This is a genomic window from Xanthomonas sp. MLO165, assembly GCF_018831305.1.
GTDB classification, from domain to species: domain Bacteria; phylum Pseudomonadota; class Gammaproteobacteria; order Xanthomonadales; family Xanthomonadaceae; genus Xanthomonas; species Xanthomonas arboricola.
Window position 1 is genome coordinate 17,855 of sequence record NZ_CP029263.1, and the last position, 18,975, is coordinate 36,829.

The window sequence follows — 18,975 nt, forward strand, 5'->3', positions numbered from 1 at the left end:
TTGGGATTGGGGATTCGTAACAGCCGACGCACTGCAGTGACCCGCCCTTACCAATCCCCAATCCCCAATCACGAATCTCCGCCGTACAAGGCACTCGCCGACTGGAACAGGATCCAGCTGGTGGCGATGAACTTGTCGCCGCCGACCGGGCGGTTGCCGCGGTGGGTGTGGGTGAAGGCGGTGGGGGCGATCAGCAGGCTGCCGGTGCGCGGGCGGGCCTTGCGCTGCTGGAACAGGAATTCGGTCTCGCCCTGTTCGAACTCGTCGTTGAGGTACAGCGTCCACAGCAGATGCCGGTGCAATGTGTCGGCGCTGGCATCGCGTGGATACAGCTCGCAATGCCAGTAGGGATAGCCGCCCTGGTCGGCGGTGTACCACTGCAGGTTGATCGCGCCCGGACGCAGGCAGGTACGGGCCAGGTCGCCCAGCGCCTGGTCGCTCATCTGCGCGATGTCCTCGGCCACCAGCCGGTGCGGGCTGCCGTCGGCAGTGGTGACCTGCAGCATCAGCGGTGAGATCAGGGCTTGTGGATAATGCCGCAGATAGGTCAGCACGCCTTCGAACACCGCTTGCTGCAGGCGGTTTTCCACCGCCGCCCACTCGGCTACGCCGCTGATGCGCAGGTCGCGGCTGTGTTTGAGTTCGGGAAACACGCCGCCACCGATACGGCCGGGATGCAGCTGCTGGCTGTCGCGCATGCGTTGCACGATGGCGGCGCAATCCTCGCGCGAGACGGCGTTGTCGGTGATCTGGATGAAGTCGGGTTGGCTCATGCGCACGACCATAGCAATCTGCGCTAGCGCCTGCACAGCGCGCCCGGCGGCGCACGCAAGGCAGCAAAGAAAAACCCCGCCGAAGCGGGGTTTTTCGTTACACGCGTGGTGCTACGACGATCAGAACTTGTAGTTGACCGAAGCGGCCAGCACGTCGCCCTTCACCTTGTAGCTGCCCGCCAGGCGGTCGCCGGTGGCACTGCGGGTGTCGCTGGTCGGGTCGCTGGTGAACAGGTGGGTGTAACCGAAGTTGTATTCGGCCTGCTGCGACGGACGCCAGCTCAGACCCAGCGAGACCCACTTGCGGCTCGCATCCGGCACGCGCACGTCGCGGTGCTCGGCGGTGGTCGGGGTCTGGTCGTACGCCAGGCCGCCACGCAGGGTCAGCGTCTCGCTCATGCGGTAGTCGGCACCGATCGAGGCGAAGGTGGTGTCGCGGTAGGAGAAGTCCAGCACGCTGTCGGGCTGGTTGGAGGCGAAGTCCACGGTCACCTGGTCGAACTTGCTCCAGGCGGTGCGGGTGACGTCGGCCATGATCGACCACTGCTCGTTCACGTTGTGGGTGAAGCTGGCGGTGGCGCTGGCCGGCAGCTTGACGGTAGCGCGACCCTTGGTGTCGACGAAGGTGCCCGGCGCGGCAACGCCCAGGACTGCCGCAGCCGGACCCGGCACGGTGAAGTCGGCATCGCCGTCGGTGATCTTGTGCTCCACTTCCGAGCGGTAGCTGAAGCCGATGTGGGTGTTCTCGTCGATGCTGAACAAGCCGCCGAGGGTGAAGCCCACTTCGGTGCTGTCGCCCTTGATGCGCGAGTAGCCATCGGCATTGCCCGGCGCGAAGCCCGGCACGCGGCGCGCGGCCAGCACGCTGCCGAAGTCGACCGCATTGGCCAGGTCGATATCCAGACGCTCGGCGAACACCGAGGCACCGAAGGACACGTACGGGTTCACGTCATAGGAGAACGCGACATTGAAGTCGATCGCCTGCAGCTCGGTCTTGGTGCCGTGGTAGCGGCCGACCCAGTCGCGGTCGTATTCGGTCTTGAAGCCGAACGGCACGGTCAGCGAGGTACCCAGGTGCATGTTGTCGTTCTCGCCGAACGGCACGTGGAAGTACATCGCCGGGACCGGCGCGATCATGCCGGCGTCGCCGCCATTGCCGCCGGAGACCGGGGCGCCGTTGGCGTAGGTGGCGGTGTCGGGCTGGAACTTGGCCGAGAAGCTGATGGCGCTGACGTCGGCCTGGAACAGGCGACCGTCCAGCTGGCGCATGCCGGCCGGGTTGTTGGCGATGATCGAGGCATCGTCCGGGGCGCTGCCCGAACCGGCGAAGGCACGGCCAAGACCCTTGGCGCTGTTTTCCTTCAGCTGGAAGGCGGCGCCGTGGGCCTGGCCAACGGCGAGTACGCCGGCAATACCGACGGCCAACAGGGTGGCGCGGCTGAGAGTGGAAGCGGTAGACATAAGGTGGTGCTCTCCGGATAAAGACTGCAGTGGTCGGTACAGCGCCCGCGCCCAGCGCCAAGTGGCTGCTGGAGCGCGCCGGAGACCCCCCCCCGACATACGACGCCGTACGCAGTATACCCACCACAATTAACCGAACAATAACGAAGCACGTTTTGATCGTCTGGACAGGTTAGGGATGGGTTCAGGAGCGTGAACCCGCTAGAGTGCCACTCCGATGTTCGTCTCTCTCCCTTCCCGCAAGAAACCCACCCCGCGCTGGGCAGTGCCGTTGCTGTTCGCAGCCGTCTGGCTGGCCTACCTGTGGTCGATCAGCCGGCCCGGCGAGGCACGCAATACGCTGTGGCTGGACTGGGGCGCGCTGTCCAGCGGCGTGTCCAACCTGGGCGACTGGTGGGCGACGCTGCGCGACGGCAGCGTGCTGCGGCTGTTCACCGCGTTGTTCCTGCATGCGGACTGGTCGCACCTGCTCGGCAACCTGGTGTTCCTGCTGATCTTCGGGCTGCCGGCCGAGCGCATCCTCGGGCCGTGGCGCCTGCTGTTGCTGTTCCTGGTCGGCGGCGCGGCCTCCAATCTGGCGGCAATCTTCGCGATCGGCACCCCGGACCGGGTGATCATCGGCGCCTCGGGCGCGGTGTCGGCGTTGATCGGCACCTATCTGGCACTGTTTCCCGGCGCCAAGCTGGGCGTGGTGCTGCCGCTGGGGCTGTTTCTGGAATTCATCCGGGTACCGGCGCCGTTGCTGATCGGCGCCTGGGCGCTGCTGCAGGTGGTGTTCGCCTATATCGGCCCGGCCTTCGGCATGGTGGCGTGGTCGGCGCATATCGCCGGGTTCGTGTTCGGCATCGTGTACGGGCTGTATGTGCGCGCGGCGATCGCGCGGCGGCTGCGCAAGCGCCACGGGTTCTAGCGCGGCGGCAATCGTGCAAGGCGCACCGGGGCGCCGTGTTGCGCCGGCTGCGCGCTGCGTCGCTGCGTCGCTGCGCGGTGGCGCGCCTATAATCGCCGCATGTCCAAGCCTCTGTACAAAGTCACCTTCCTCAATCACGGCAAGGTCTACGAGCTCTACGCCCGCCAGGTCACCGGCAGCCATCTGTGGGGCTTCAACCAGATCGGCGAGCTGGTGTTCGACGTGCACGACGGGCTGGTGGTCGACCCCACCGAAGAGCGCCTGCGCGAAGAGTTCGGCAACACCAAGACGCTGCATCTGCCGATGCAGAGCATCGTGCGCATCGAGGAAGTCGAGAAGAAGGGCCAGTCGGTGATCCGCGATGCCACCACCGGCGACAAGGTGGTCACGCCGTTCCCGTTGCCGACCAAGCCGCGCTGATGCGCATCCTGGTGCCCGACGATTACCAGGGCGCCGTGCGTCACCTGCCCTGCCTGCAGCGCCTGCACGGCCACGATGTGCAGGTGCTGGGCGCGCTGGCCACCGACCCCAACGAATGGGCCGAGCGGCTGGTCGAAGCCGATGCATTGGTACTCATCCGCGAACGCACCCGCGTGGACGCCACGCTGTTGCGGCGCCTGCCGCGACTCAAGTTGATCAGCCAGACCGGGCGGATCGGCGCGCATGTGGATGTGGCCGCGTGCACCGAGTTCGGAGTGGCGGTGGCCGAAGGCGTCGGCTCGCCGGTGGCACCGGCCGAACTGACCTGGGCCTTGATCCTGTCGGCCAGCCGGCGCCTGGGCGAGTACCAGCGCGCGCTGCACCAGGGCCGCTGGCAGGCGCTGGGCGATCCTGGTCTGGGGCGCGCGTTGCATGGGCGCACGTTGGGCATCTGGAGTTACGGGCGCATCGGCCAGCGCGTGGCCGGCTTCGGGCGTGCATTCGGCATGCAGGTGCTGGTGTGGGGCGGCGAGGCCTCGTGCGCACAGGCCGCGCGCGATGGCTTCGACATCGCCGCCAGCCGGCAGGACCTGTTCGAACGCAGCGATGTGCTGTCGCTGCATCGGCGCCTGACCGCGCAGACCCGCCACCAGATCAACGCGCAGGATCTGGCCTGGATGCGTCCGGATGCGTTGCTGGTCAACACCAGCCGCGCCGAGCTGATCGCGCCCGGCGCCTTGCTGGCCGCGCTGGATGCGGGCCGGCCGGCACAGGCGGCGGTGGATGTATTCGAACGCGAGCCGGTGCTGGATCCGCGCGACCCGCTGCTGCAGCATCCGCGCGTGCTGGCGACGCCGCATCTGGGCTACGTGGAAAGCGACAGCTATGCGCTGTACTTCGAAGCGGCGTTCGACAATGTGCTGGCATTTGCCGCCGGTGCGCCGCGCAACCTGGTCAATCCCGAGGCATTGGCGATTACGCGATAGCGCGTGGTTGACGCGGTGATCGTGCGCTTGGAGAGGCTTGTCGCGACCGGGGTCGCTCCTACAAGCGCTTTGGGGTCCAAACCCGCCGGCGCTGTGGCGGCCGGGTGATCCAGGGATGCGTGCAGGTGGCGTGGCAGTGCCGATGCGTAGCGATCGGGCCTGGCGCGCAGCGGGTGATTCACCCGCTGCGCTGTGGCCGGATTACTTGACTGGTTCGGCCGGCGCAGGCGCAGACGCGGCAGGTTCCACCGGCGGCGCGGGCTTGGCCTTGTCGGCCGGTTCGCTCGGCTTGTCGGCTGCTGCCGGGCGCGCGGCGGCCGGCCTGGGCTCGGCCGCGGTCTTGGCGGCCTTGGCCTTCTGCGCTGCCTGTGCCTTGGCCTTGAGCGCGGCTTGCGCCTTGGCCGCCGAGCCGGGCTGCTTGAGCTCGGCCAGCGCGGAGGCGATCGGGCCATCGCCCGGCAGCACGTCGCCGGCGCTGTAGCCCTCCTCGCCTTCGGCATCGCCACGCAGATGGCCCGGCAGCGTGGCTTCGCTGAAGTCGGCCAGGCTGGCCGGCACGTCGGCATCGCCCGGTTGCGGTTCCGGGGTGAGCAGCACTTCCGGCACGATGCCGCTGGCCTGGATCGACTTGCCACTGGGGGTGTAATAGCGCGCGGTGGTCAGCTTGACCGAGTCGCCGTTGTCCAGCGGCAGCACGGTCTGCACCGAGCCCTTGCCGAAGGTGCGGCTGCCGATGATGCGCGCGCGCTGGTTGTCGCGCAGCGCGCCGGCCAGCACTTCCGAGGCACTGGCCGAGCCGGCGTCCACCAGCACCACCACCGGCGCGCCGCCGAGCAGATCGCCCGGGGTGGCGTCGAACTTGGCATCGCTGATGGAGATGCGCCCGCGCGTGCTGACGATGTTGCCCTTGTCGAGCAGGTCGTCGGCCACCTGCACCGCCGAGGTCAGCAGACCGCCCGGGTTGCTGCGCAGGTCCAGCACCAGGCCGCGCAACTTGCCGCCGGCCTGCAGCTGCTTGAGGTTCTTCTGGAAGTCGGCACCGGTGTCGGCCTGGAAGGTGCTGATGCGGATATAGCCATAGCCCGGCTCCAGCAGCTTGCTGCGCACGCTGGCCACGCGGATGGTCTGCCGCTGCAGGGTCACGTCGAACGGCTTGGGCGCCTTGTCGCGCACGATGGTCAGCACGACCTTGCTGCCGGATTCGCCGCGCAGCGGCTCCATCGCCTTGCTGGCGTCGATCGGCTTGCCGTCGATGGCCACGATGACGTCGCCGGCGCGGATGCCGGCACGTGCGGCCGGGGTGTCGTCGATCGGCGCGATCACCTTGAGCGTGTTGTCCTGCTGCTGCAGCAATTCCACGCCGATGCCGTCGTAGGCGCCAGTGGCCTGCTCGTCGAAGGCTTCGGCATCTTCCTTGTCGAAATAGGTGCTGTGCGGGTCCAGATCCGAGAGCAGGCCGCGCACCGCGGCGTGCATCAGCTTCTTGTCCTCGACCGGGTCGACGTAGGCCTGCTTGACCGCGTTGTACACCGCCACGAAGCGGCGGATCTCGTCCAGCGGCACCTTGGAGACGGCGGCTTCGTTGGCTTCCGGATCGTCCGCAGTGGCCTGGGCGGCGGCGGGACTGGCTTTCTGCGCCCAACCGGGTGAGGCGAACAACGCCAGCGACAGGGCAACGGACAGGACGGCTACGCGCATGAAGCACTCCGACAAAGAGATAAGACGCCCCGCAACGGAGCAGCCTGGATTATGCGCGAAGCCGCGGTAAATCCGCGTTGACTTGGCGGGGCCAGGTATGGCGGCGGTCATGCACCGGCACGCGCGCGGCGTGCGCGCCACTCAGCGGCGCTGCAACCAGCTCGACGGATCCACCGGCTGCCCGTTGCGACGCAGTTCGAAGTACAGCGCCGGCACGCCCTGCCCGCCCGAGCTGCCGACCTTGGCCACCGCTTCGCCGCGCTTGATCGACGCGCCGGCATCGCGCAACAGCGTGTCGTTGTGCGCGTACAGGCTCATGTAGCCGTTGCCGTGGTCCACGATCAGGATCATGCCGTAGCCGGTCATCCAGTCGGAGAACACCACCGTGCCATCGGCCACCGCGGTGACGGTGCTGCCCTTGGGCGCGCCGATCAGCACGCCCTTGCTGGTGTGGCCATCGGGCAAGGTGGCGTTGAAGCGCGCCAGCAGGTTGCCCGCCACCGGCCAGCTCAGGCCGCCGACCTTGGGTGCCGGCGCACTCGCGATGACCTTGGGCGGGGTCTTGCCGGGACGCTCGGGGCGCTCGGTCTTGCTGCGTTTGGCCTGCGCGGCGGCTTCAGCGGCAGCGCGTCTGGCGGCGGCACGCCGTTCGGCCTCGGCCTTGGCGGCGGCCGCGCGCAGGTTGGCGAGCAGCTGCTCCAGCGATTTGGCGTCCTGGCCCAGGGCTTTTTCGCGTTCGGCGCGCTGTTTGTAGCGGTCGTCCAGCTGCGCGACCGTCGCCGCCTGCTGCGAGCGATCCTTCTGCAGCAATGCGGCCTGCGCCTTTTGCTGCGCACGCGCCGCATCCAGTGCCTGGCGACGGTTGGCGATGTCCTGCTCCACCTTGGTCAGCGCATCCAGCTGCGTGGTCAGTGCCTGGATGCGCTGTGCACGCGCGTTCTGCACGTAGCGATGATCGGCCAGCATGCGCGTGGCATCGCCCACGGTGTCCTGCGACAACAACACCTTCAACGGCGCGTTGCGGCCGACCTGGTCGGCGGCGCGCAATAGCGCAGCCAGCTGCACGCGCTGGTTCTGCAGGCCGCGCTGCAGCTGCGCACGCTCCTGCTGCAGCTTGCCCAGATGCTGTTCCTGCTCGCGCATCGCCGTTTCGGTCTCGCTCAACGCGCGCGAGGTCCTGGCCACCTTCTCATCGGCCTGGCGCAGTTGCTGGGCGGCAGTGCCGCGCTTGCCTTCCAGCTCGCGGCGGTCGGCGCTGATGGTCTTGAGTTCGTCGCGCAGCTGCTGCAGTTTGCGCTCGGTTTCGCGCTGGCTTTGCGCACCGGCCGCGGTGCTGCCCAGCAGCGTGCAGGCCAGCACGGTCGCCGCCAGCCACGCGCGGCAGCGGCCGGTGGCGGGGGCGGACGGCAGGCGCGAGCGCGGGGCGGGCGACAGGGGCAACGAAAGGTCCAGTGACTTCAGGCAGGTGCGCGATTGTAGCCAAGCATGGTGTGATCACCGCCACGCCCAAGACAGCCGCCGCCGCGCAAGGTTCAGCATGAAGCCCCAGCATCTTCTTCTGGCATTGTCCCTGGTCTGCGCAAGCGCCTGGGCCGACGAGGACATCAGCAAGGTCAACGGCCGCATCAGCGCCGAGCCCGGCAAGGTCTATGGCGGGCTGGACACCGTCAATGGCTCCATCGAGGTCGGCGCCGGCGCGCAGACCCGGAGCGTGGAAACGGTCAACGGCAGTATCCAGATCGGCGACAACGCCCGCACTGGCGATGTTTCCACGGTCAATGGCGCGATCACGCTGGGGCAGAAGGTGGTGGTGTCCGGCGGGCTGGAGACGGTCAACGGCAGCGTGCTGGTGGAGCGCGGCAGCCGCATCAGCGGCGGTGTGGAAACCGTCAACGGCAGTATCGGCCTGGTGGAAACCGAGCTCGGCAAGGGCATCGAGACCGTCAACGGCGACATTACCGTCGGGGTGCGCTCGCATGTGCATGGCGGGATCGAGGTCACCAAGCCGAACTTCAGCTTCTCGTTCAAGCCTGCGCGCAAGCCGCGCGTGGTGATCGGCCCGGATGCGGTGGTCGATGGCCCGCTGGAGTTCGAGCGCGAGGTCAGCCTGTACGTGCACCGCACTGCGAAGATCGGTGCCGTCACCGGCGCCACCGCGCGCAGCTTCGACAGCGACGTGGCACCCAAGGACTGACGCGCTCACCACGGGACCAGCGCCTAGAATCGGGGGACCTTCGCCGCACGAGGAGTCCCGATGCCCCGCAAGATCCTGTTGTGCCTGGCCGCGACGCTGGCCCTGGCCGGCTGCAAGCGCGAATCCGCCGACGCACCAAGCGCGCCCGCCGCACAGGCGCCGGTGGACACGGCGGCCAGCGCACCGGTCAGCCGCCACACCTTTTCGCCGGAGCTGACCGGCGACGACTTTGCCGAGCTGGTCAAGACGCTGGCCTCGGACGAATTCGAAGGACGCGGCCCCGGCACGCCGGGCGAAGAGAAGACCGTCACCTATATCCGCGATCAGATGCAGCGCATCGGCCTGCAGCCGGGCAACGGCGACAGCTGGTTCCAGGACGTGCCGATGGTGGAAACCACCGCCGATGCGGCCACTGCACCCAGCCTGCGCAGCGGCGAGCAGACCCGCACCCTGGCCTTCGGCACCGACATCGTGGTCGGCACCCGCACCGGCCAGGCCGAGGTCAAGCTGGACAACAGCGAGCTGGTATTCGTCGGCTACGGCGTGGATGCGCCCGAACAGCAGTGGAACGATTACGCCGGCCAGGACTGGAAGGGCAAGACGGTGGTGATGTTCGTCAACGATCCCGGCTTCCATACCGGCGATGCCAAGCTGTTCGACGGCAAGCGCATGACTTACTACGGCCGCTGGACCTACAAGTTCGAGGAAGCCGCCCGCAAGGGCGCGGCCGCCGCGCTGATCGTGCACGACACCCCGGGCGCCAGCTATGGCTGGGATGTGGTCAAGAATTCCTGGGCCGGCCCGCAATACGACCTGCCGGCCAAGGACGATCCCGATCCGCGCCTGCCGGTACAGGGCTGGATCAGCGCCGAGACCGCCAAGCAGCTGTTCGCCAATGCCGGGCTGGATCTGGCGCAGGCCTACAAGGACGCCAGCAAGCGTGGCTTCAAGCCGGTGCCGTTGAAGGCGAGCTGGTCGGTGGACCTGAAGAGCACGATCGCGGAGAAATCCTCGCGCAACGTGGTCGGCGTGCTGCCCGGGACCACGCATGCCGACGAAGCGGTGCTGTACATGGCGCACTGGGATCACCTGGGCAAACACCCGGGCGAGAGCGGCGACAACATCTATAACGGCGCGGTGGACAACGCCACCGGCGTGGCCGGCATTCTCGAGATTGCCGACGCGTTCGCGCATCAGGATCCCAAACCGGCGCGGTCGGTGGTGTTCGTTGCGGTGACGCTGGAAGAATCCGGCCTGCTCGGTTCCAAGTACTACGTGGCCAACCCGAGCTTTCCGCTAGACAAGATCGCGGCGGTGATCAACCTGGATGCGATGTCGGTGGCCGGGCGCGCACGCGATGTCACCGTGGTGGGCATGGGCAGTTCGGAGCTGGAAGACATCCTCAAGCCGATCGCCGCGATGCAGGGCCGCACCCTGCATGCCGAAGCCACGCCGCAAAGCGGCTCGTATTTCCGCTCGGATCATTTCAACTTCGCCAAGGCCGGTGTGCCGGCGCTGTATGCCGATGGCGGCGAAGACCTGCGCGAGGGCGGTACCGCGGCCGGGCGCGCGGCCGCCGAAGACTATGGGCGCAATCGCTATCACGCCCCGGGCGACGAATACGATGCGGCCAGCTGGAAGCTCGATGGCACCATCGAAGACCTGCAGGCGGTGTATGGCGTGGGCAAGGAGGTGGCCGCCGGCCAGCGCTGGCCCAACTGGTATGCCGGCAACCCGTTCAAGGCTGCGCGCGATCGCATGATGGCCGGCAAGCCCGCTGCGGGCGCCGCGGTAGCCGCGCCTGACGCCGAAAAAGACGCAGCTGCCGAGGGCAAGAAGGCGGCGCCGGCGCGTTGAACGACGCCAGCACCGCATGCGATGTCATGCAGCTACTGCATGGCGTCGTGATGCGGCCTGCAAGGTGCGCGGCAGCGGCGAGCCCGCGTATCGCGATCAACGTAAAGGGCCTCCGGTTGGAAGCCCTTTGTGTTGGTTCGTCCTGATCGTTGCGGTTGCGGACGAGGTCACGATCCGTGTCGATGCAGTGCATCGATGCGTCAGATCACGTGCCGCCTCCCACTGAAGTATGTCTGTTCGTCGGTGCCCTTCTGAGAGAGGATGCCACCGGCCTGGGAGATGCCTTCAATCGTGCTGACGGCAATGCCTTGCCATCAGCACGGCCGTCCTGTCGGCACGCCGGCGCCCCGAGATGCGATGGTCAATCGTTATCCACGCTAACCACGTGACCATCATCCGGGTCGACGTGCAGATCGACCTTCTGCCCACCGCGTTGCTCGGCATCGGCCTTCCACAAGCCGTCTTCGAACTTGAGATCGTGCACATTGGAATAGCCGCCGGTCGACAGCGCGGCGCGGATATCGGCCTCGCTCAGTTTGGAGGTGGTCTGGTCGCCGTACACGCGGCCGGTCACCGGATCGATACGGACATCCACATCCTTGCCGTCGCCGCTGCGTGCGTCGGCGGTCCACACGCCATGTTCGAACTTGACGTCGTGTACCTTGGTATAGCCCTTGTCGGTCAGCATGCTGGTGACCTCGCGGGCGGTCAGCGCCTTGGCCGGCTTGTCGGCGGCGGCCTGCGCAAACGCGCCCTGCGCTGCCAATGCGAGTGCGCCGATCAGCGCGGTCTTCATCAGTCGATGTGCCATGTGATGCTCCTGCAGTGAAGTGCGCCCATGCTGGACGCGGCTTTATCGCTGCCAGGTGAATGGCCGTTAGAAGCCGCAGCAAGAGTTCAGTGAGCTCAAGCTTCGGTGATGATGCGCCCGGGGTGCGTCCGATGGCGCACGCACGTTCGCACGTTCATCAGCCAGTGGTTTGCGGCATTGCGGCGCAATGGGCGCGTAGTGTGCTGGGAGCGACGTAAACGGTGTCACATCGAAACCGTCCTGCCCGGCCTGTCATCCAATAGACAGCCAGTACGAAGATGCAAAAGAAGCGAGCCGCCTTGCGGCGGCTCGCGTGACTCAACCCATCTGCCTCAGATTACGGAATGGCACGTGTGGCGCGCACGGCCTGCGGCGAGAGGATGGACATCTGCGGCTTGTCGGTGCCGTCCTTGTTGGGATGCACGCTGTACTGATAGCTGACGTTCCACCACGAACCGGCAGCCCACCAGGTCCAGCCCGACCAGACATCTGCATTGGCATCGATATAGCGGAGCATGCCGCGCAGTGCCTCATTGCAGACGGGGTTATTGGCGGTGCCGAATTCGCCCAGAAACCCGCGCCTGTGGTTGGTGCGCAGCCACTCGGTGAAACTACGCAGACGCTCGACACCGATGGTGGCACTGACGCAGACATTGGTGGTGCCGCTGGAATCGGCATCCAGGTATTGATGCACTTCGAACGCGTAGCGATCGAGCGGATCGTAGATCGAAACCAATGCGGTTGCGTTGGAATAGCCGTCGTTGGTGGGCGAATACCAGCTGTGCGCACCGGTCCATAATGCGCCCGGCACCAGAATCAGGTTGTTCGCACCGGTGGCACGAATCGCATTGATGCCTGCCTGTGCAGTGGCAGCCCAGGCGCTGGCCGAGACGCCATTGGGCTCATTCATCAGCCCGAAGATCACCGCGTTGTCACTGGGAAATGCCAGCGCAAGGCGGCGCCACAAATCGGCGAATGTGGCGATCGGCACTTCGTCGCCACCGATCTTGTAACCGTAGTATTTGCCGTAATTGTGGATGTCCAGCACCAGATACATGCCCGATGCCTTGGCGCGTGCCACGGCTTGCTGCACCAGGGCCAGTTGGGTCGGATCCAGTTCACCGCGTGCACTGGGCTGCAGACGTTCCCACAGCACCGGCAGGCGGATCGTGTTCATGCCGACGCCGGCGAAATAGGTGTAATCGCTGGCCGAGGCATACATATAATCCTTATTGAGGACGCCGGGTTTTTTGGACGATGCGAATTCGGCGCCGGATAAATTGACGCCGGCATACGTCAGTGCGCGTGTTTGTGCGTAGACGGGTGCGAATGTGCCGAACAGAATGCAGAGCAGGGTGCAGCGGAAAACGGTGCGCAGCGTTTGAGAGACAGCAGACATGAAACAACTCCTTCGACGACGGGGATGGTGTGTCGCAGCGGTTTGCGTGCGATCTGCGCGAGGTGCGCCACACCTGTCGTAACCAATGCATCTGCCGTGCCTAAACGCTCACCACATCGAATGTGAATTAAATGTGTAGGCTGGGTCGCAGTCACTTACCGCAAGGGTCACGTTCTGGAACAGCACGCTGTGACGCGCCGCGCTGAAAAGCGGTCGCGCACGCTTGTCGACACCGCCATCGCATGCATGGCGCTGTCGAAAAATCGGCGGATGGATACGCTCGCCGTCAACGGCGCGGCGCCGGATCACCGACGCTGCACTGCTGTAGCGCACGCACACGCAGCGAGCGCTAGAGCGCTTGCTGAGTGCTGGCGTTTTGCTGCGTGACGACTGTGCTCACCGCGACTGGGCACGGCTGTTGCCGGGCATCGGCATATACCGGGTGTACATGCGTGAGCTGGGTGCTTGCTGCGCAGCGTGCGACGGTTGCCCATCGCACGCTGCTTGCTCCGACTACTGGGTGATGCGTTTTGCGCGCGCGCTCAGGATCGACATCTGCGGCTTGTCGCGGCCCTGCGCATCGGGCTGCACGTTGAAGGGGTAGCTGCGGTTCCACCACGCGCCGGCGGCCCACCAGGTCCAGCCCACCCATACGTCGCGGTTGGTTTCCAGATAGCCCAGCATGCCGTTGAGTGCGCTATTGCAGGTGGCGTTGTTGCCGGTACCGAACTCGCCGAGAAAGCCCTGCTTGTGATTCAGACGCAGCCATTCGGTGAAACTGCGCAGGCGTTCGGCACCGGCGGTGCTGCTGACGCAGCCGGCACTGGTGCCGCTGGAGTCCGTATCCAGGTACTGATGCACTTCGATGGCGTAGCGATTGAGCGGGTCGCGAATGGAGGCCAGCGCCACCGCGTTGGACTGGCCGGCAACGGTGGAGTACCAGCTGTGCGCGCCACTCCATAGCGCGCCGGGCACCAGGATCAGATTGTTGGCACCGGTCTTGCGGATGGTGTCGATCGATGCCTGCGCGGCGTTGGCCCAGGACTGCGGGTTGATGTCGTAAGGCTCGTTCATCAGCCCGAAGATCACGCTGTTGTCGTTCTTGAAGGCGATCGCCAGGCGTCGCCACAGATCGTTGAAGGTGCTGATCGGCACGCGCGCGCTGCCGATCTTGTTGCCGTAATACCGGGCGTAGTTGTGGATATCCAGGATCAGGTACACCTTGGCCGCCTTCGCGTTGGCCACGGCCTGGCGGATCAGTGCCAGCTGCGCCGCATCCAGCTCGCCGCCGGCCTTGGGTTGCAGGCGCTCCCACAGGATGGGCAGCCGGACGATGTTCATGTGTTTGCCGGCGAAGTAGCGGTAATCGCTGGCGGCCGGATACAGATAGTCGACGTTGAGCACCCCGGGCTTTTGCGAGGATTTGATTTCGGCACCGGAAAGATTGACGCCTGCGTACTTCAGGCGGTTCTGTGCCTGTGCGAATGGCACACCTGCAAGCAGCGCCATGACAAGCAGCAGCAATGACAACGCACGGCTGGACAGCCGGCGCGTCGGCGTGGGGGAGGGCAGCATGGGTGACTCCTGAAGCATTCGCGGGGGAGATGCATTGCCCTGGCGTGGACCTGCCACGTGCATGACGACACTGCATCGCGTTTCACCCTAAGCGCATCGAGACATTCAAACTACGAATGCGAGCTATCACTTAATTGGAGCTGTGAGCGACTTCGCGTTTATTGCCAAACATGCGCACGCTTTGTTGTGGTAAGGCGACACCGCACGGTCACGCGCATTGCATGCCGATTGCAATCTGCGCCGAATCGCTGCGGAAATACGCCGCCTCCCGCATCGCTGGACGGCCATGGTGCGATCACAACGCGGCAGGTCGATGGCGCCGTGCGCCTGGCAGTGGTGCGCATCGCAATTGCGACGTACGCCGCATTGCGCGGGCATCATCGAAACGCAACGCGCGGCGCGGCGCAGCACCTGCAATCGCCACCGCGCTGCTGCGCGATCAATGCGCACGCACATGCAAAAGTCACCTGGTGCGGTCGCGCAACCTCGGCACTTGCCATGTGCACCGCGCACTAGGTGTGGGCGGCGTCATGCTTTCGGCAGCGGGCAGCCAGTGCACCTGCTGCAATAAGAAGATCGGATTGCGGCTGAGATGGATGCAGCGCGCGGTCTGCAATCGCTGGTGGATGTCATCGGTGACGCGTGGCAGGACAGGGCGGATGGCGCGCAAAAAAAACGGTGGCCGCAGCAACCGCTGCGACCACCGTGATCGAGCGGACCGCGCGGCTTACTTGGTCGCGCGGCGGGCATACTTGCTCAGAATCGACATCTGCGGCTTGTCGCTGCCGTCCTTGCCCGGCTGCACGGTGAAGAAATACTCCGGCTTCCACCAGGCACCAGCGGCCCACCAGGTCCAGCCCAGCCACACGTCGCTGTTCTTTTCCATGTAGGTCAGCATGCCTTCCAGCGCCTGGTCGCAGACCGGATTGTTGGCGGTGCCGAATTCGCCCAGAAAGCCCTTCTGCTTGTTCTCGCGCAGCCATGCGGTGAAGCCGCGCAGCTTTTCCTCGCCGACCGTGGCGCTGGTGCACACCGGCTTGGTGCCGCTGTAGTCGTTGTCCAGATATTGGTGCGCTTCGAAGGCCAGGTTATTGCCCGGGTCCTTGAGGATTTCCAGCGCCTTGGCATTGGAGACGCCATAGTTGGAGCTGCGCCAGCTGTGCGCGCCGCTGTAGGCGGTACCCGGCACCAGGATCAGGTTCCTGGCGCCGGTCTTGCGGATCGCGTTGATCGCGCCTTGCGCCGCACTCGCCCAATCGGTGGCGGAAATGCCGTTGGGCTCATTCATCAGCCCGAAGATCACCGACTTGTCGTCCTTGAATTCGAGCGCCAGCCGGCGCCACAGATCCGCCACCGCGCCGGTGGGCACCTCGCTGCTGCCGATGCGCTTGCCGTTGTACTTGGCGTAGTTGTGCACATCCAGGATCAGGTACTGCTTGTTGGCCTTGGCCGCATCCACCGATTTCTTCAGCAGCGCCAGTTGCGCCGGATCCAGATCGCCATTGAGCTGTGGCTGCAGGCGTTCCCACAGGAACGGCAGGCGAATCGTGTTCATGCCCTTACCGGCGAAATAACTGAAATCCGACGCGGCCGGGTAGGTGTAGTCCTTGAACAGCGTGCCGGGCTTCTTGCGTGAGTTGAACTCGGCGCCGGACAGATTGACGCCGACATACTTCAGGCCGCTGGATTCCTTTCCGGGGCGCGCAGGCTCCTTGGCGTGCGCCAGCGGCAGTGCGGCCAACAAGGTCAGTGCGAGTGCGGCACTGCGCAAGGATGGGAGGTTGGGGGGAGAGCGGAACATGGAAGCCTCCTTCGGCATCGACGTAGGCGGCCGCAGGGGGAGGGCACGGCCAGCAGGGATGGTGCAGCGCAGGATGGTGGTTGGTCAGCGTAGAAGCTCCGGCGTTAGCGCGCCATTCACGCCGGCGAACGCCGATTTGATCGCGCGCAAACACCTGCAGGGCGCACCATGCCGCTGCGGTCGCGTCCGCAACCCGCCAGGCAAGACGCACTGTCGCAGGAGTGCGACAGGCGCCTGTCTTAAGCTAGCGCCACCCTTTTTTAGTCTCCCGCACTGTCGCGGGGGACGTCACATCTGGAGTCTCCCCCATGAGCCAAGCCCACGCGTACGCCGCCCAAACTGCCGATCAGCCGCTTGCACCGTTCGTGTTCGAACGGCGTGCGCCCGGCCCCAACGATGTGCAGATCGATATCGCCTATTGCGGCGTGTGTCACTCGGACCTGCACACCGCACGCAACGAATGGCACAACACGCGCTACCCGTCGGTGCCCGGCCACGAGATCGTTGGCCGCGTCACTGCGGTCGGCGATGCGGTCACCGGCTTCAAGGTTGGCGATCTGGCCGGCGTCGGCTGCATGGTTGACAGCTGCCGCAGCTGCGCGTCCTGTCAGGAAGGCGAAGAACAGTATTGCGAGCAGGGCTTCACCGGCACCTATAACGGCCCGATGTTTGGTGGCGGCGAGAACACCTACGGTGGTTACTCGGACCACATCGTGGTCGACCAGAAATACGTGCTGCGCATCTCGCACAGCGACAACCTGGCCGCAGTGGCGCCATTGCTGTGCGCCGGCATCACCACGTATTCGCCGCTGGCGCACTGGAAGGTCGGTCCCGGTCAGAAGGTGGGCGTGGTCGGTCTGGGCGGCCTGGGCCACATGGCGGTGAAGATCGCCAAGGCGATGGGCGCCACCGTGGTGCTGTTCACCACCTCCGAGAGCAAGCGCGCCGATGCGCTGCGCCTGGGCGCCAGCGAAGTAGTGGTGTCCAAGGACGAGGCGCAGATGGCCGCGCAGGCCAACACGCTGGATTTCATCCTCAACACCGTGGCCGCGCCGCACAACCTGGACCCGTTCCTCAATGCGCTCAAGCGCGACGGTGCGATGGTGCTGGTGGGCGTGCCCGAGGAATCGCATCCTTCGCCGAGCGTGTTCAATCTGGTGATGAAGCGCCGCACCCTGGCCGGTTCGTTGATCGGCGGCATCCGCCAGACCCAGGAAATGCTGGATTTCTGCGCCAAGCACAACATCGTCTCGGACATCGAAACCATCCGCGCCGACCAGATCAACGAGGCCTACGAGCGCATGCTCAAGAGCGACGTGAAGTACCGCTTCGTGATCGACATGGCCACGCTGGACAAGGCGGCCTGATCGCCTGGCTTGCAGCCCTGCCACAGGGCTGCAGGTCGGTTGCCGGCGCTACGGTCGGCCCAGGTGATGCGGCATGGAATGCATCACCCGGGTTAGGACGGCGGTGTGTGGTCGTATGACCGCACGACATCAGCCGTATCAGCCGGATCGGCAGCGCCGCTGGGCGGCACTGCCGGCAAGGACTGCGGCTATGCGGACACCGGCGAGGCGTGCAGCTTGCCGGCGACAGGCAAGCTGCGTGGGCGACGCACCGGCAGCGGTGCGGAGAACAGCAGGTTCAGCGCGGGCAGGCGGCCCGGTGCGCGCAGCAGGCACAGCACCGCCGGCCCCAGCACGCCGACACTCAATAAGGCGAAAAACAGCACCGTCCCCTCGTCGATCCAGCGCGGCAGCAGGTAGGCCAGCACAATGAACGGCGGAAAGTGGCTCAGGTAGAACACCACCGAGTTGCGGCCCACATAACGGATTGCCTGCGCGGCCGGTTGCCGGTTCGCCCACATCGCCGCGGTGATCAGCAGCGGCAGCGCGACCAGCACCAGCGGCAGGTAGCCGATCCAGATGCTGTGCAGCGCGGTGAGATTGGCGATCAGCACGATGGCGCACAGGCTCAGGCACGACAGCGGCCAGATCCAGCGCGGTGCCTGCCGCAGCAGTGCCGGCACCCGGCCGGCCAGCAGCGTGCCGATGTAGAAGAACGCAAAGTAATAGAACGGATCGGCACCCTGACGCAGCAGCGGACCCAGGCAAACCGAGCCCAGCACGGTCGCGGCCAGGACCAACGGCGCCGGCAGCCGGCGCAGCAAGGGCATCAGCACCAGAAACACGAACAGGTAGAACAGGAACCAGGTCAGTGCCACGTTGCCCACTGCGATCTTGCCCAGGTCCACCCAGGCGATGGGTTCGGCCTTGGCCAGCACCGAGCCGGCCTCGCGCAGGGCGAAGATCAGCACCGACCAGAGCAGGTAGGGATACAGCACGTGCCGCAGCTTGCCGCCGAGGTAGGGCGCGATGCCCTTGTCCAGCCCACGCGCCACGAACAGGCCCGAGAGCAGGAACATCAGCTGCATACGCAGCGGCGCCAACGAGCGGTTGAGGCGCTCGATCGACAGCATCAGTGCGCTGCTTTCTTCAGCAGCGCCGCCGCGCAGTTCCGGGTAGGCATCGAAGGCAAAGCCGTAGGCGTGCAGCACGATCACCATCAACACGCTGGCACCGCGGAGCCAGTCCACCCAGTCGTCGCGTCCGTATTGGCCGGTAGTGAGTTGCTGTGTCATGAGGTTGCTTCCTTGGTGGGGCCCACGGCTTCGCCGCCGCGGGGCGCGGCGACAGATGAATGAGGTCTGGAGTCCGCGGCGGCGGTATCGCGCACCGGGATGGGACCGACTGCCGTCATTGCCGAGCACATCCGGTTCGGAGCAGGGCGTCCTGCGCGTCGCTGGTGAGTCGGCAGCATCGCGTTAGGGGGCGACAGCAGATATGTGACTTAAATCACACTTCTATAGTGGGTGCAATCGTCGAGGCTGCAGATCGATGCGGGCCCGGGCGCATGCCGATGGCAGGCTCAAGCGTGTGTGCGAAAGGCTGCATGGCGGCTGGGCGCTTGCGTTTGCTGGCACTCCCGTCCGGTGCGCCGTGTGTCAGCTAGATGCCGATCGCGGAGGAGGCGTGCGTGTGGCCTCGCGCGCTGCGGGTCGGACAAGCCACGACCTTGCGGATGCGATAT

General features: G+C 65.9%; 14 protein-coding genes and 1 pseudogene. 6 read left to right on the forward strand and 9 right to left on the reverse strand.

The window, feature by feature from the left end:
• Positions 1-68: 68 nt before the first annotated feature.
• Together DGN21_RS00085 and DGN21_RS00090 are read right to left on the reverse strand one after the other, a co-directional pair.
• Positions 69-773, reverse strand: coding sequence for a 2OG-Fe(II) oxygenase (locus tag DGN21_RS00085; RefSeq protein WP_104591067.1), 705 nt, complete (start codon positions 771-773; stop codon positions 69-71).
• Between the two features lie 120 nt (positions 774-893).
• Positions 894-2,234, reverse strand: coding sequence for an outer membrane protein transport protein (locus tag DGN21_RS00090; protein WP_024939140.1), 1,341 nt, complete (start codon positions 2,232-2,234; stop codon positions 894-896).
• Between the two features lie 217 nt (positions 2,235-2,451).
• On the opposite strand from DGN21_RS00090, the gene DGN21_RS00095 reads away from it, so the two are divergent.
• The 3 genes from DGN21_RS00095 to DGN21_RS00105 all read left to right on the forward strand — a co-directional run bounded on the left by DGN21_RS00095 (position 2,452) and on the right by DGN21_RS00105 (position 4,550).
• Complete coding sequence (locus tag DGN21_RS00095; RefSeq protein WP_024939139.1) at positions 2,452-3,144, forward strand: rhomboid family intramembrane serine protease; 693 nt, start codon at positions 2,452-2,454, stop codon at positions 3,142-3,144.
• Positions 3,145-3,243: 99 nt separating this feature from the next.
• The gene (locus tag DGN21_RS00100) at positions 3,244-3,564 is read left to right on the forward strand and encodes a DUF1820 family protein (protein WP_016901574.1); all 321 of its coding nucleotides are present in this window, start codon (positions 3,244-3,246) and stop codon (positions 3,562-3,564) included.
• Entirely contained in the window at positions 3,564-4,550 is a 987-nt protein-coding gene (locus DGN21_RS00105) for a D-2-hydroxyacid dehydrogenase family protein (RefSeq protein WP_046345202.1), read from the forward strand. Before DGN21_RS00100 ends, DGN21_RS00105 begins: the two co-directional genes overlap by 1 nt.
• A gap of 201 nt (positions 4,551-4,751) precedes the next feature.
• Here DGN21_RS00105 and DGN21_RS00110 read toward each other — a convergent pair whose 3' ends face one another.
• On the reverse strand, positions 4,752-6,248 hold the full coding sequence (locus DGN21_RS00110; protein ID WP_184578292.1) for a S41 family peptidase: 1,497 nt from the start codon (positions 6,246-6,248) through the stop codon (positions 4,752-4,754).
• Positions 6,249-6,389: 141 nt separating this feature from the next.
• A complete protein-coding gene (locus DGN21_RS00115; protein ID WP_184428928.1) occupies positions 6,390-7,688 on the reverse strand; it encodes a peptidoglycan DD-metalloendopeptidase family protein in 1,299 nt (432 codons plus the stop codon).
• A gap of 97 nt (positions 7,689-7,785) precedes the next feature.
• Between DGN21_RS00115 and DGN21_RS00120 the strand changes: the two genes are divergently transcribed.
• Both DGN21_RS00120 and DGN21_RS00125 read left to right on the forward strand, forming a co-directional pair.
• Positions 7,786-8,442, forward strand: coding sequence for a hypothetical protein (locus tag DGN21_RS00120; protein WP_104544113.1), 657 nt, complete (start codon positions 7,786-7,788; stop codon positions 8,440-8,442).
• Positions 8,443-8,502: 60 nt separating this feature from the next.
• Positions 8,503-10,233, forward strand: a pseudogene (locus DGN21_RS00125) (M28 family metallopeptidase); the annotation flags it as partial.
• Positions 10,234-10,660: 427 nt separating this feature from the next.
• On the opposite strand, the gene DGN21_RS00130 reads toward DGN21_RS00125, so the two are convergent.
• From DGN21_RS00130 to DGN21_RS00145, 4 genes are all read right to left on the reverse strand, one after another.
• Positions 10,661-11,110 (reverse strand): PepSY domain-containing protein, encoded by a 450-nt coding sequence (locus DGN21_RS00130; protein WP_160955047.1) that lies wholly within the window; start codon positions 11,108-11,110, stop codon positions 10,661-10,663.
• A gap of 337 nt (positions 11,111-11,447) precedes the next feature.
• Positions 11,448-12,509 (reverse strand): glycoside hydrolase family 5 protein, encoded by a 1,062-nt coding sequence (locus tag DGN21_RS00135; RefSeq protein WP_160955046.1) that lies wholly within the window; start codon positions 12,507-12,509, stop codon positions 11,448-11,450.
• Positions 12,510-13,022: 513 nt separating this feature from the next.
• A complete protein-coding gene (locus DGN21_RS00140) occupies positions 13,023-14,012 on the reverse strand; it encodes a glycoside hydrolase family 5 protein (RefSeq protein WP_184428999.1) in 990 nt (329 codons plus the stop codon).
• Positions 14,013-14,811: 799 nt separating this feature from the next.
• Positions 14,812-15,885, reverse strand: a complete 1,074-nt coding sequence (locus DGN21_RS00145) for a glycoside hydrolase family 5 protein (protein ID WP_126966817.1) — start codon at positions 15,883-15,885, stop codon at positions 14,812-14,814.
• 308 nt (positions 15,886-16,193) lie between these two features.
• Here DGN21_RS00145 and DGN21_RS00150 point away from each other — a divergent pair, with 308 nt between their 5' ends.
• Entirely contained in the window at positions 16,194-17,252 is a 1,059-nt protein-coding gene (locus DGN21_RS00150; RefSeq protein WP_016901586.1) for an NAD(P)-dependent alcohol dehydrogenase, read from the forward strand.
• A gap of 188 nt (positions 17,253-17,440) precedes the next feature.
• Here the strand turns inward: DGN21_RS00150 and DGN21_RS00155 are convergent, their stop codons facing one another.
• A complete protein-coding gene (locus tag DGN21_RS00155) occupies positions 17,441-18,526 on the reverse strand; it encodes an acyltransferase (RefSeq protein WP_126966818.1) in 1,086 nt (361 codons plus the stop codon).
• Positions 18,527-18,975: the final 449 nt, after the last annotated feature.